9 protein-coding genes and 1 other RNA gene are annotated in these 13,874 nt (G+C 65.5%); 7 read left to right on the top strand and 3 right to left on the bottom strand.

Features of this window, described 5'->3' with window-relative positions; genetic code table 11:
• Positions 1 to 114: 114 nt before the first annotated feature.
• The 6 genes from VT84_RS30110 to VT84_RS30090 all read left to right on the top strand — a co-directional run bounded on the left by VT84_RS30110 (position 115) and on the right by VT84_RS30090 (position 10,425).
• Positions 115 to 1,326, top strand: a complete 1,212-nt coding sequence (locus VT84_RS30110; RefSeq protein ID WP_082842123.1) for a hypothetical protein — start codon at positions 115 to 117, stop codon at positions 1,324 to 1,326.
• A 184-nt stretch (positions 1,327 to 1,510) separates the two neighbouring features.
• A complete protein-coding gene (locus VT84_RS30105) occupies positions 1,511 to 2,233 on the top strand; it encodes an ABC transporter ATP-binding protein (protein ID WP_052556722.1) in 723 nt (240 codons plus the stop codon).
• Between the two features lie 62 nt (positions 2,234 to 2,295).
• Positions 2,296 to 2,565, top strand: coding sequence for a hypothetical protein (locus tag VT84_RS39765; protein ID WP_162271891.1), 270 nt, complete (start codon positions 2,296 to 2,298; stop codon positions 2,563 to 2,565).
• A complete protein-coding gene (locus tag VT84_RS30100) occupies positions 2,511 to 3,278 on the top strand; it encodes an ABC transporter permease (RefSeq protein WP_162271890.1) in 768 nt (255 codons plus the stop codon). Before VT84_RS39765 ends, VT84_RS30100 begins: the two co-directional genes overlap by 55 nt.
• 131 nt (positions 3,279 to 3,409) lie before the next feature.
• A complete protein-coding gene (locus VT84_RS30095) occupies positions 3,410 to 5,947 on the top strand; it encodes a hypothetical protein (RefSeq protein ID WP_082842121.1) in 2,538 nt (845 codons plus the stop codon).
• Between the two features lie 71 nt (positions 5,948 to 6,018).
• On the top strand, positions 6,019 to 10,425 hold the full coding sequence (locus tag VT84_RS30090; RefSeq protein WP_082842120.1) for a DUF4340 domain-containing protein: 4,407 nt from the start codon (positions 6,019 to 6,021) through the stop codon (positions 10,423 to 10,425).
• Between the two features lie 792 nt (positions 10,426 to 11,217).
• Here the strand turns inward: VT84_RS30090 and ssrA are convergent.
• Positions 11,218 to 11,626: a transfer-messenger RNA gene (gene ssrA / locus VT84_RS30085) on the bottom strand.
• Positions 11,627 to 11,740: 114 nt separating this feature from the next.
• Here ssrA and VT84_RS30080 point away from each other — a divergent pair.
• The gene (locus VT84_RS30080; RefSeq protein ID WP_082842119.1) at positions 11,741 to 12,631 is read left to right on the top strand and encodes an alpha/beta hydrolase; all 891 of its coding nucleotides are present in this window, start codon (positions 11,741 to 11,743) and stop codon (positions 12,629 to 12,631) included.
• Between the two features lie 4 nt (positions 12,632 to 12,635).
• Here VT84_RS30080 and VT84_RS30075 read toward each other — a convergent pair whose 3' ends face one another.
• Complete coding sequence (locus tag VT84_RS30075) at positions 12,636 to 13,109, bottom strand: hypothetical protein (RefSeq protein WP_082842118.1); 474 nt, start codon at positions 13,107 to 13,109, stop codon at positions 12,636 to 12,638.
• Entirely contained in the window at positions 13,091 to 13,798 is a 708-nt protein-coding gene (locus VT84_RS30070) for a hypothetical protein (protein WP_157469990.1), read from the bottom strand. Before VT84_RS30070 ends, VT84_RS30075 begins: the two co-directional genes overlap by 19 nt.
• Positions 13,799 to 13,874: the final 76 nt, after the last annotated feature.

Below are 13,874 nucleotides of genomic sequence, written 5' to 3'. Positions count from 1 at the left end.
TTCGGACAAATCCACCCATTCTACTTTCCGAGCGGTAACAAAAGCCCAGCTCTGCCGGCCCGCAACGCGGGCGAGCAGCCGGCACCTCTTCCATGCCCGTTTCGGAACAACATCGTGAGTCACTCAACAACTGGAAATAGTTCGGGGTTCGATCGGCGCCGGTTCCTCGGTGGGGCGGTCGCCGGTACCGCGGCTCTGTCGTGCGGGTCGTGGATCTCGGCCGTCGAGCCAGAAGTGGTAGCGGTCGATCCCCGGGCGCTCGAAGACGCCTGGAAGCCGCTGGCAGAGGAACTGGCGCAGGCGCTTCAACTGGAAGCCCAAGCAGCGCTGGCTCACCGGGCAGACGAAAAGAAGTTCGCGCTCGCGGGGGCGAGCGAGTTCCAAAAGGCCGTCTTTACCTGGGCCGACAACCTGAAGCCCGAACTGCGGAAGGTCGCGTTCGACTCGGCCGCCCGTGCGTCGGCCGAACTCGCACCCGCGCGAAAGGCGCGGTTCTCCCGGCTCCCCGACATCGACCCGCACGGAGAAGTGTCCGTCGAAGCCCAGTACGCGAAGCACCTCCGGACCCGTGCGCCGCTCGTGTCGAAGGCAATGCTGGAGGACGTGTTCGACGGGGACTTGGCGAAGCAGGTGAAGGCGCTCGAAGCCGCGGGGAAGATGAAAGCGGCACCCGCGCCGGCCGCGGCCGGCGCGGTGAACAAGATGGCCCTCCAGTTGCTCAACTTCAAGGTGCCCAACACCCAAGACCCGATCGGTAAGGACGAAGTCCGGATGTCGGGGATTCGGCTGAATACCAACGGTACCGCCCAGAAGATCAGCGCCATTTCGCTGGGCGATTTCAAGAAGGGGCAAAAGAAGACGTATTCGCCGCCGAAGACGCTCACGACCTTCGACCTGAACCTGACCCACGCGCTCCCCAAGTCCGGCGGGTTCTGTTTCATCCCGTTCGAGCACGACGTCGGGGGCGGGTACGCGGACGTGATTGATAAGGCACTGAAGAAAGTAAAAGAGTGGCTGGCGAAGGAGTTACCCGCGGCGGCGGCGAAGGCCGGCGTGGCCTTGGGAACGCTCATCAGTTTGCCGGAGTTCGGTGCGATCCTCGGGCAAATTCTGGGCAAGATACTCGGCTGGCTGCTGGGCAAGCTGGGCGACCTGATCGCGAAGTGGCTGAAAGACGACGTGTTCCCGGTCCCGGTGTGGCTGAAGTTCCACATCAAACAGCCGGCGATCTGGGCCAACGGCGCGACCCACGGACCGGCGCACTCGTTCTGGGTGTCCGGAAACGGCGGTAAGTGGGAGTGGCAAGTGCGATGGGCGGCAGCTTGATGCAGCCCGAGCCGCCCGGGTACACCCGATCGGATTGTGCCCGGGCGGCGCTCCAATTTCACCGCTCAATTTCTGTCCCGCGAGCTTTTCACCGTAACCTCTCGGCCCCGCGCCCTTGCCGCGTTTCGTGTCGCGCCTTAACCGTGTAGCAGACGGCCGCACGCGAGTAGACGAAGGGCACGACATGATCGTCGTCGAACACCTGACGAAGTATTACGGCGAGTACCACGCCGTGCGGGACGTGTCGTTCCAGGTCGAGAAGGGTCAGGTGGTCGGGTTCCTCGGCCCCAACGGGGCCGGCAAATCCACCACGATGCGGATTCTGGCCGGGTTCCTCACCGCCAGTTCGGGCAAGGCCACCATCGACGGCAAGGACGTGTTCTGGGATCCGATCGCGGCCCGCCGGCGCATCGGGTACATGCCCGAAAGCTGCCCGCTCTACACCGACATGCGAGTCGACGAGTACCTCCGCTTCCGCGGCGGGCTGAAGGGCCTGAGTCGAAGAGAGTGCAAGACGCGCCTCGGGTTCGTCCTTGAACGCTGTTGGCTCAAGGACGTGAGCCGGCAGATCATCGGCACGCTCTCGAAAGGGTATCGGCAGCGCGTGGGGTTGGCCGACGCGCTCCTCGCCGACCCGCCCGTACTCATCCTCGACGAACCGACCGCGGGCCTCGACCCGACGCAGATCCGCGAGACCCGCAAGTTGATGCGCGAACTCGGCGAGGTCCACACGATGCTACTGTCCACGCACATCCTGAGCGAGGTCGAGGCGACGTGCGACTCGGTGATCGTGATCTACCAGGGCCAGGTGGTCGAGGACGGGTCGCTCGCGGCGGTGCGCAAGCGGCACCGGAACAAGCCGCTCGAAGACATCTTCGTGCAGCTCACGGGGCAAGAAGGGATCTAGTCGGCGTTCGGGGTATACGGCGAACTATTGAGCAAGCACTGACGGTCGCGAGGAACGAGCGAATGCGAGCAACGTGCAGTCTGATCCGCCGCGAGTTCGCCGCGTACTTCACGGGGCCGATCGGGTACGTCGCGCTGTTCGGCTTCCTCGTGCTGAACGGGTTGCTGTTCTGGCTCGTCGTCGGGTTGCTCACCGAGAAGGGGCCGCAGGGCGTCGAGTACCCGATGCAGGTGATGCTCGGCGGGCCGAGAACCCGCCCGGCGCGCTGGTCGCCGGGGTGCTGTTCTGGGGGCTGTTCCCGGCGGTCACCGGTATCATCACGTCGCGCCTGATCGCCGAAGAGCGCGGCAGCGGCACACTCGAATCGCTCCTCACGGCCCCGATCCGCGACTGGCAGGTGGTGCTGGCCAAGTTCGTCGCGTGCTTCGCCTTCTACCTGCTCCTGTGGGCCACGACGCTGGTCTACGTGCCCGTCCTCGCCGACCTCCGCGCGGAATGGCAGGGGAACTTCACACTTTACTCCGTGATGCTGCTCGTGGGCATCTTCCTGCTCGTTTCGGCCAAGTTCGGGTTCTGGTTCGAGTCGAACGGGTGGCTCGTGCTGCTGTTCGGGTTACTCGGGTTGGGCTTGGCCGGCGCCGGCGGATACCTGCACGCCACGAAGGACGCCCGGCACCTCGTCCACATCACCGCGAACATCGACCCGATGCCGGTACTCACGTCGTACCTCGGCGTGGTCCTGGCTGGTGCAATGTTCCTCGCGCTGGGGCTGCTCGTTTCGAGCTGGGTGAAGAGTCAGTTGGTCGCGTGGATGCTTTCGCTCCTGCTCGGTTTGGGGTTCGTTCTGCCGGCCGCACTGAGATGGCAGGTTGATTCGGGCAGCCAGTGGGACGCGTTCCTGTACTACGTCAGCGTGCCGGAACACTTCCGCCGCGACTTCACCCGCGGGGTGATCGACACCCGCCCGCTCGTGCTCTACGTTACCGCGACACTGTGTTGCCTCTACCTGACCGTGCGCTCGCTCGAAGCCCGCCGGCTCCGTTAAGTGGTCCGCTGGCGGCACCGGGAAACACGAAACACACAACGCGAAACCGTCATGGCTACTGATTCACGCCAACGCACGACTTGGGGGAGCCGGTTCCGGTTCCTGATCCGCGCGCTCGGGCCACCGGCTTCATGGCGGTCGTGATCGGGCTGCCGCTCGCTTCGATTGCGCTCCCGCGAATCGACCTCACATCGTGGAGCGGCTGGCAGTCGGTACCCGATGTGCTCAAGGCCGGAACCACCGGCGCCCACGGCGAACTCGCGAAGTTCGCGTCCTGGGCGATCGTCGGCGGGCTGGGCGCGGTGGCGCTCGCGCTGGTGGTCGAAGCCCTCGGACTGCTCTTCGGCGCCACGCGGCGCGCGGCCGCGAGTACGACGGCTACCATCGGCGCGGTCGCAGCCGTCGCGCTGCTCGTGTGCGTGAACGTCTACTCGTTCTCGCACTACGGCCGGCTCGACGCCACCCGCGACCAGCGGTTCACACTGCCGGCGCAAATTACGAACGAATTAAGCCAACTCCGGGCGTCTTCACCAACCACGATCGTCGTCCACCAGACGCACAACTTCGGCCGGGTCGCCCCTCAACGTGACTCGTACACGAAGGCCGCCGAGGAGAAGGTAACAGAGAAGGTGCGCGACCTGGTAGACCGGTTCCGCGCGCTCGGCCCGCAGTTCAAAGTGGTGGTGCTGGACACCGAAGCGTTCGGGTACCAGCGCGAGCGCGACGCACTCACCAAGGACGCACCCGAACTGCTCGCGGCCCTCAACGCGGCCCCCGAAAACAGCATCTTCTTCCACGCGAACAAGCGCGTGCAGCGGCTCTCGTTCAACGAGTTCATGCAACTGGACAAGACCGCCAGCGAGGAAGCCAACGGCGGGCGGGCCAACCTCGTGCTGCTCCCGCAGGGAATCGAGACGTTCGCCCGGCGCATCGTCACGGTGCAAGAGCGCCGACCCAAGGTCGCGGTGTGCGTCGTTCACGAACTGCTCACCACCGGGTCAGACGACACGCGATTCACCCTCGCCGGGCTGAAGCAGTCGCTCACCCAGCAGGGGTTCGACGTCGTCGACATCGTGCTGAAGAAGGGGTGGGCCAGCGCCCGCGCGCTCACAGACCTCAAGCCGGCCGCGGACACGCGCGAAGAGAGCACCCTGGAGCGCCTGGAGGGGGAATTCGAGGACGCCGAGGCCGAAGCCGTTTCCGCCCGCGCGGAAGTAGCTCAATTCGAGGCCATTCGCGGGCTGGTCGAGAAGATCAAGGGACGCCCCTGGGAGGAGCGCAAAGCGTTCTACCAGCGGTTCGTGCGCGGGGCCATCACCGAGGGCAGCGAACCGGAGCTGCTCGCGCTCCTCGCCAAGAGGCTGAAACGCGCCCAGGACGAACTCGAAGAAGCGAGCAAGAAGAAACAGGAAGCAGAAAAGCGCCTCGCCGAGGCGATGAAGGACGAGCGCCCGATCCAGGACCGGCGCATGACCGACGTGAGCGCGAAGTTCACGAAGCAACTCGCCGACGTCGACCTGCTCATCGTCCCGCGGTACACGACCGAGGACGCGATGAAGGGACCGGGCGTGGAAGCGAACCTGCACGCGCTCAGTAAAGAACAAGCGAAAGTGGTGAAGGCGTTCATGAAGCAGGGCAAGCCGGTGCTCGCGTGCCTGGGGCCGATCACCCCGCAAGTGACCACCGCCCCGGGCGCGCCGGCAGACGAGTTCGACAAAGAGTTCGCGAAAGAAATCGTGAACGCGACCGATGATCTTGAGAAGATGCTCGCCGAGCGCGGGATCGATCTGGGGCGCTCGGTGATCCTGTTCGACGGCGAACCGAAGGCGCTCACCCGCGGTGACCAGTTCGGCGGCGGGGCGTCCAGTGTGCCCCGGCTGACAATTGGGAGCTTGAGTTCCGAATCGCAACTCAAACTCAACCCGATCGCCGCGGCGTACCGGCTCACCGAGCGCACCTCCGCTCAAACCGACGATCGCATTGTTCAGGACGCGCCCAACCAGAAGTTCGGGATTCAACTGCGAGCCGTGCGCCCGGTTTCGGTCATCCCCGATTGGCAACACTTCCAACCATTTGCCGGAGAAATCGCGTTCACCGCGGCCGACAGTTGGAGCGAACTGCAACCGTACCCGCGGGTCGGTCGGCGCCCGGACGGGAGCCGGGCACTGGTGTACGCTCCCAAGTACGAACCGACCGCCCTCGATGACCCGAAAAAGGGCGGGCGCGACGAAGAAAAGCGTGGCCCGTTCTCGATCGGCGTGGCGATCGAAAACAAGATTCCCGCGTCGTGGGTGGACGAGGACTACGAGCGTCAGGAAGCTGCCGCCGCGCTGCTCGCCCCGGTGGACAGTATGCTGGCCGCCGGCCTCTCGGTCGCGGCCACCAAGATCGAGCGCCCCACGCAGCGCACGGTCGTGTTCGGCAGCGGGCACCTGTTCAGCGGCCAAGAGCTGAAACCCGCGCAGGAAAAATTGCTGCTCCACACGGTCAACTGGCTGACCGCGCGCGAGGACCGGCTGCCCAAGTCGGACCAACCGGCGTGGCAGTACCCGCGCGTCGAACTCGACGATCGCGCGAAGAACTTGTGGCAACTCGGGGCCGCCGTCGGGTTGCCCCTCGTGGCGGCTTACGCGGGGCTGCTCGCGATGATGCGCCGACGGATGCGGTAAACGTGAGTTCGCGAGTGCTGTCCTCTTGGCCCCGCACCGGGCCGTAACACCGGCACCTGTTGGTAACCGAGATGAACTGGAAATCGACCTTCGTCCTCGTGATCCTCGCGGCCGGCGCCGGCGTGTGGCTGTGGAAGGGCGACACGTGGGCGCCGAACGTCGGCCGGAAGCCCGCCCCCACGGACCCGTCCGCACTCACCGCGCTCGAAACCGACTTCACCCCCGCGACCGTGACCCGCGTCGAGGTCCAACCGGTCGGCGGCGAACCGTTCGTGCTCGAAAAGGGCACCAAAGGGTGGACGCAGCCGGGCAACTGGCCGCTCCGCTCCGTCGAAGTGGACGAACTCGTCGGCGCCCTCGCGAACCTGCGCACCCGGTTCCAGCCGATCGCCCTACCCGACACCTCGAACCTCGCGGCTTACGGACTGGCGGACGACCAGAAACCGCTCACCGTTAAGGTGACCGCGAACAGCAAAGAGTACGTCCTCAAGTGCGGCGAACCCAAGCCGGGGGCCGGCGAGACCGCGTTCACGCGTGCCGCGTTCGTCCGCGTGAACGGTGCCAACGAGGTGCTCAAGCTCGGACCGGACGTGATGCCGGTGCTGCGCCGACCGGCCGAAGCGTACCGCCGCCGACAACTCTTCTCGGACGTGGAGCGCGTCAAGATCGCGGGCGGCCCGTCGCTCATGCAACCCGGCGCGCCCCCGGAACCGAGCCTCCCCACTACCGTCACGCTCCCCGGAGCCGCGATCGAGGAGATCCGAGTCACCAACAAGAACACAACGATCTTCGGCCTGACGCCGTGGCCCTCGACCGGTAACTTCACCCTGAATCGCACCGGACCGACCCCGGCCCCCACCGTCACCACGCGAGGTGCGGAAGCGACCGTCCAGCCCGACCGTCTCGCGGACGCCTGGGCACTCGAAGCTCCCGTGCGCGACCGGGTTGATCCCACGAAACTCCAGCAGATCCTCACCACGATCCCGGAACTGTGGGTCGAAAACTTCGTGCCTGCCGGACAGGGCGGACACACGGTCGATCAGCCGTTCGCCCTCGCGCGCCAGTTCGCGGTACCGGCGGAATCGTTCCTGGCTGCGGTCACGCGGCTCCACCCCGAAGTCGTTCCGAACCCGCTCGAAGACCTGAAGAAATCGAAGCAGTCCGTCAGCGTGCGGTTGAAGGACGGGAGCACGGTCACGGTGAAGTTCGGTGGTACTGCGAAAGTCACCACCCGCGAAGAAATGGTGACGATCCCCGGCCCGATGGGGACGCCCCCGCGCACCGTTCCGCGTCCGGTCCAAACCACGTACCGGTACGCGCAAATCGAGGGCAACTCGCAGCTCTTTACCGTCGCCGCCGACAAACTGGACGGGCTGTTCGCGAAGGCCGGCGAACTGGCCGATTCGACCGTCGCACGGTTCGCCACAGAAGACGTTCAAGCGGTCACGATCGCGGCCCCCGGCAAACCGCCGATCGCGCTGACCAAGAAGGCGGGGAACCCGAAAGCGACCAAGGACGACGAAAAGCAGGACCGCTGGCTCATCGACCAGAAGCCGAACCCGCTGCTCGCGGACACGGCCCGCGTCGAGGAACTCGTCAACCGGCTCGCGGGCTTCCGCGGCGATTCCTCAACCGATCTCTATCGGGCCGATCCCCCGAAGTACGGATTCGCGCCCGCGACCACGACGATAATCACCGTTGTAGCCCGCGAGAAGCGTCCCGAGGGCGAGCCGGAAGCACCTGCCCGAGAGTACAAGCTGCTCGTCGGCGCACCGGATTTCGCAAAGGGGAAACTCCCCCTTCAACTCACAGGCTGGCCGCGCATCACACTCACCGACGACCGCATCGCGGGCGCACCTGACGCGACGGGCTGGCTCGCGCCCAAGCTATTCCCAGAGCGCGTCTCCACCACCTTCACGCGCCCGGCCATCGCTTACCGCGGGCGCAAGCTGCTCGACACCGCGGACGCGAAGCTCGTCGCGCTGAGCGTGGACGGGCCGCTCGGTTTCACGCTGAAACAAGAGAAGGGGCCAGCGGGTGACGCCTGGAAGCTCACAGCCCCAGTCGCGTCCGACACCGACTCGGCGAACGTGGCTACCTTGCTCGGGCAACTCAACGGGCTTCAGGCCACGGAGTTCATCGCCGAAAGTGCCACGAACCCGGCCGAATACGGGCTCGACAAACCGAAGCTCACGGTTCAACTCACGTTCGGCAACGACCGCACGTACAAGCTCGAAGTGGGCGGCCCGCGCCCGGGTAAGTCGACTGAGGTGTTCGCGCGGCTCGACGGCGGAAACGTGTTCGGCCTCGCCGTGGCCACCACGGAGAGCCTCGCGGCCGGTCCGCTCGGGTTGCTGCCGCTGCAAGTGTGGAACGTGCCGGTGGACAAGGTCGCCAGCGCGGAGATCACCCGTTTCGACACGCCGAGCGATTCGTTCGCGCTCACAAAAGACGGCACGAACTGGAAGCTCTCCGGTCCGTTCACGGCCCCGGTCCCGTTCGTCACCGCACAACCCGCACTCACCGGTTTGGGCGTATTGAACGCGGCCAAGTACGAGGCCCTCTCCACCACCGACCCGGCGAAGTTCGGCTTCGACAAGCCGCTCGCAAAGGTGAAGTTCGCCTACACCGAAAAGACCGGCGACACGGAACGCAACGTGATGAGGACCGTCGTCATCGGCGGCGTTACGCCCGGCGGGTTCGACCGCTACGCGAAACTCGACGAGCCGAACGCCCCCGTGTTCGTGATTCCGCCCGGGTACCTGTTCGCGGTCCAAATGTCGCCGCTCGCACTGCTCGATCGGAACTTGCTGTTCCTCGATACCGCGAAGGTTACGAAGGTCCAAATCAGCGGCGAAAAGCCCGAGAGCGCTGTCACTCTGGCAAAAGACGACAAGGGTATGTGGAAGGCCGAGGGCGCCGCGTTCACCGTCGATACGGTCGCAGCTGGTCAGTTGGTGTCGCTCCTCTCACCGCTCCCGGTCGAGCGCCTCGCGGCCTACGGCGACGCGGTGAAGTGGGCCGACTTCGGACTGGACAAGCCTGCGTTCACGCTCACCGTCACATTCGGCGGTGACAAACCCACCACGCACAAAATTCAGCTCGGGAAGCTCGACGTGCTCGGCGGGCGGTTCGTGCGCGTGGACGACGGCAAAGCGGTCGGTGTGCTTCCTGGGGCCGCGGTCGCGCAACTCGCGCGGACCAAATTAGAGTTCGCCGACCGCACGCTCCTCGCGTTCGATCCGGCCACGCTGAACGGCTTACTGCGGACGAAGGGCAAAGAGGAACTCGAACTCACTCCGAGTGCGGCCGTAGGGTGGGACGTCGTGAAGCCCGCCAAGCAGAAGGCCGATCAACCGCTGATGGACGAACTCGCCGAGGCGCTCGGCCGGCTGCGGGCCGAAAAGGTCGCGGCGTTCGGCAAAAAAGACGACGTCCTCAAGCAGTACGGCCTCGAACCGCCCGAAGCGACGATCACTCTGACCGTGGGCGAGAAAGCCGAACAGAAGGTACTGCGTGTGGGGCGCCCCGTGGACGCCGCCAAACTCGACGGCGACCGCTACGTCACCATTGAGGCCGCAGGTGCCGACGCGACCGTGGGCGTCCTGAGCGGCGCGCTTGCGCAGAAACTGCTTGCCGCGCCGGTTTCCTTCCGTGACCGGACGCTCGTCAAGTTCGTGGACGCGGACAAGCTCCAGCTCGAACGCGGCGACCGGAAGGTCACCTTCTCCAAAGTGAACGGCACCTGGAAGGTCACCGCCCCCTTCACGGCCGACGCGGAACAGGCCGCGCTCGACGACCTGGTCAACGAACTCGGCAAACTGCGCGCGAGCGACTGGGTAGCCGAGAAGCCCACGGACCTAAAACCGTTCGGTCTCGATAAACCGGAAGCGACTTGGACCGTTACCAACGGCGACAAGACCGTACTCACGCTCCTGGTCGGCAAAACGGCTCCGGACGGCCGCGTGCACGTGCGGGCCAGCAAAGACGGCATGGTAGCCCTGCTGGGCGCGCCGCAAACCGGGAAGGTGCTCGCAGAATACCGCACGCGGAAGCCGTGGACGCTCGATGCATTCCAGGCGGAGACGATCGAAATCGCACGCGGTAACAAGACCTTCACGCTCCAGAAGAACGGGACCGCGTGGGCCGATCCCGCGGCCCCGACCGACGCGATCAGCGTGCCCGCCATCACAGAACTGCTCGGCAGCCTGACCGCCCTGCAAGTGGAGCGTTTCGCGGTGGACGAGAACGGCGACCCGAAGCTCTTCGGACTGGGCAAGCCGGAAGTGGCGCTCACGGTCACGTTCAAGGACGGCAGCAAGCGCGTGCTCGAAGTCGGCGGCGTGGTCGGTGGCACGAACGACAAACAGCGGTACGCGCGCGTGGTCGATAAGAACCGCTCCGACGTATTCGTCCTCTCCGCGGCAGACACCGCACGCCTCACGCGCGACCGCGAGACGTACATCCAGAAGAAATAGGCAAGATAGGCGCCGCGATCCTCGCGCGGCGCGATCGACTAATACGAAGCGCCCGACACAAGAATGCCGGGCGCGAGTGTCCCTATTGTTTGGGGCGGTGTTGAGCGGGCAGGGCCGTTCCTTTATTCACACTGCGGGATGCCGATAAGCGCCTGTGCTTGGTCCGGGTGTATTTGAAGTTGTTCGATGGCCTCGGAGTGATTCTTGGCCCGGACTCCGGACAACAGATGAACCACGGCATTGCGCAAGGCCGCGAGAACCTGAGGGGCGGCGCCCTTGCGCAGTGATCCCGCTGTTCCCGTTGCTCCGCCCGTACCTCGAAACGGCGTTCGAGCACGCGGAAGAAGGTTCGATGTTCGTACTTCCCCTCGAATACCGTCAACGGGCACACGGTCCGAACGGTTGGGTGAACGCGAACCTCCGAACCACGTTCGAGAAAATCATCCGCCGTGCCGGAGCCGATCCGTGGCCGCGGTTGTGGCACTCACTTCGAGCGAGTTGCGAGTCGGACCTCGCACAAACGTTCCCACTCGCAACGGTGACGAAGTGGCTCGGGAACACGCCTTCGGTGGCGCTACGCCACTACGTCGATCCGACCGAATCCGCGTTCGAGAGAGCCACCACATGGGTACCGGAGGGCGGCGCAAAAAGCGGCGCACCGTCGGCGCAAAATGCGGCACAGCAGGTTCCGGCAGCGAATGGCAAGGAGTCGCAAGAGAGGAGTACAAACGCCGACGGAGTAGCGGGTTACGCTACTCCGTGCGACCATCTGCGAGATACTACAAATCTGACCAGTGGAGGCGCGGGGAATCGAACCCCGGTCCCGAGGCGCTTCCGCGCCGGCATCTACGTGTGTAGCCCGTTTACTTCCGCGGTACGCCCTTACGGGCTACCGCGCGTTCGTCGGACCGGGTTCCTACGGGCGGGACCCCGGGACAACTATCGGCCAGATTTTTTTAGCGGGAACGGCCGCCGAGTCGGACCGGGTAGTGTCCCCGGCCCTCGAGTTCCCACGAGCCTGACTTGCGTCCGAACCAGTACCTCTCAGGCGAAGAGACCGGAACGGCTCACGGGTTATTAAGCCGCGAGGGAGTACTGCGGTTCAGCAGTTAAATTTTGATCAGTTTTTTACGTGGCCAACTGATCAACCACGACACGCCACCGAACACTTCCGACACCCGGTCGATACCAGATCGCCCCCGGTTAATTACCTACTCCTTCGATAGGCACCGGTATTATACGATTCACCCTGGCGGAAAAAAGTTCGCTTCCCACCGCTCCCACTCACCGTTCCTCCCACGCGGAGTTCCCGAGCATGTTCTGTGCCCCTCTGCTTTTCGCGCTCGTCGCGGCCGATCCCGCCCCGAAACCGATCCCATTATGGTCCGGCAAAGCGCCGCACGCGGTCGGGGACTCGGCGACCGACAAACCGGAACTCACCGCGTACCGGCCCGCGAAGCCCAACGGGGCCGCGGTCGTTGTGTGCCCCGGCGGGGGGTACGGGTTCCTGGCCGACGACCACGAGGGCAAGCAGGTCGCGGAGTTCTTCACCAAGGCCGGGGTGACCGCGTTCGTGCTGAAGTACCGGATCGTGGGGAAGGACCGCCCCGGTCCGCTCGGCGAGGCCCCGCTCGCGGACGCGCAGCGCGCCATCCGCTTGGTGCGCGCGAAGGCGAAGGACTATGGCGTCGATCCCAATCGCGTCGGCGTCATGGGCTTCTCGGCGGGCGGGCACCTGGCGAGCACCGCGGCCACGCACTTCGATAAGGGCGGGTTGAAGAACGACGACGTCGAGAAGGAGAGCTGCCGCCCGGACTTCGCGGTCCTTGCGTACCCGGTCATCTCGATGGAGGACGGCGTGACGCACGGCGGGAGCCGCAAGAACCTGCTCGGTGACAACCCGGGCGCGAAACTCATCGAGCTGTACTCGAACGAGAAGCAGGTGACGAAGGACACCCCGCCGACGTTCCTGTTCCACACGAGCGCGGACACGGCCGTGGTGCCCGAGAACGCGGTGCGCTTCTACCTCGCGTGCAAGAAGGCCGGCGTCCCGATCGAGATGCACATTTACGAAAAGGGGCGCCACGGGGTCGGATTGGGCCGCGACCCGAAGTGGACCGGCGGCGAGAAGTCGGTCGAGACGTGGCCCGATCGACTCCTCGACTGGATGAAAAGCCGCGAACTGCTGGGCAAGGCGGAAAAGTAAGTCGTTATTCGCGCACCTTCGCCAACCAAGGTCGGAGGTGCGCGTCGGCGAACCACCGGCTGTACTTCGCGGCCCCGTCCGGGGTCAGGTGGTAGCCGTCTACGAAATCCTCTTCGGCGAAATGGGTCGGGGCCGGGAACACCGTGACCCCGACTTCGTCTACTAGCGTTTGGGTGTAATACTCGACGCGCCCGTGCGCACACGGGCAGTACAACCCGCGCAACCACGGCGATTCGGGTGCCCACACGACCGCGACCGCGATCCCCTCCGCGCGGCACCGGGCCACCAAGTCGCGTATCGCCCGGTCCGAGATGTCGCTGATGTCCTTGCGGTTGGTCACACGTGCTTGAGCGCGTGCGTTCTCCCGCAACAGGTCGCGCTTCGTTTCCCAAAGGTGCTCGACCGGGAACCGGACGAAGCCGAACGAATCCATCTCCTCCCACGACCGGCTCTCGAACTTCACCGATCCGGCGCGCATGTCCGGGGCCAACTCTCCGACGATCGCGTCCCAGCGCACGGACCAGGGATTAATCCGCGCCGTTCGGAGCGCGCGGCGCAGCTCCGTGCCGCCCGCTTCGTAGGGCGCGAGTCGGCGGAGGTCGGCCCCGAAAGCCCGTCGCGCCGCGGCCAGACTTGCACCTCGGCCGGTCCGCCCGTGACCGTTTCGGCTTGGCCGACAAACAGCAACACCGCGCGGGGCTTCACACCGTCGTCGAGGGCACGGGCGAGCATCAGCCACGAAACGAGCGGCGGGGCGGCGCGGTACCCGAAGTTGTAGACGACCGGCGCGCCGGGTTCGTCCGGGAAGTTCATCGCGGCGGGCGAGACACCCATTTGGGCACGCGACGAACCGAGGACCAGAACCAGCGGGCGCTCGGGGCGCTCGGCCTGCCACGTTCGCACGTGCTTTAGTCGGTACACGTATTCCGGGTCTCGTAGCTCCGGCTTTACCGTTTCTGATGCTATGGTCAGTGCGCCGGTGAGTAACGCGAACAGTCCGAACCCGATCCCCAGCGCGACCCGGGCCGACCGGCCCCGGTTCGTGCGCGCCGAGCGGGGCGCACTCTGTGCGCGGGGGGGGGCTGCGGTGCCGGTTTTAACTTCCTGGTACCGGGCCGCAACGACCCGTTCCCGAGAAGCGTCACCGCTTTCGAGTGGTCGATCCAATCTGTTGCGGCGCTCTCGGAACGAGACGGCGCGGGACAGTTGGCCCAATATCAGCGAATTCAAGCGCGGCGAACCG

Source organism: Gemmata sp. SH-PL17, assembly GCF_001610855.1.
Classification (GTDB): domain Bacteria; phylum Planctomycetota; class Planctomycetia; order Gemmatales; family Gemmataceae; genus Gemmata; species Gemmata massiliana.
Note: the sequence above shows the minus strand (reverse complement) of the source record. Positions and strands in the feature narration are given on the sequence as shown.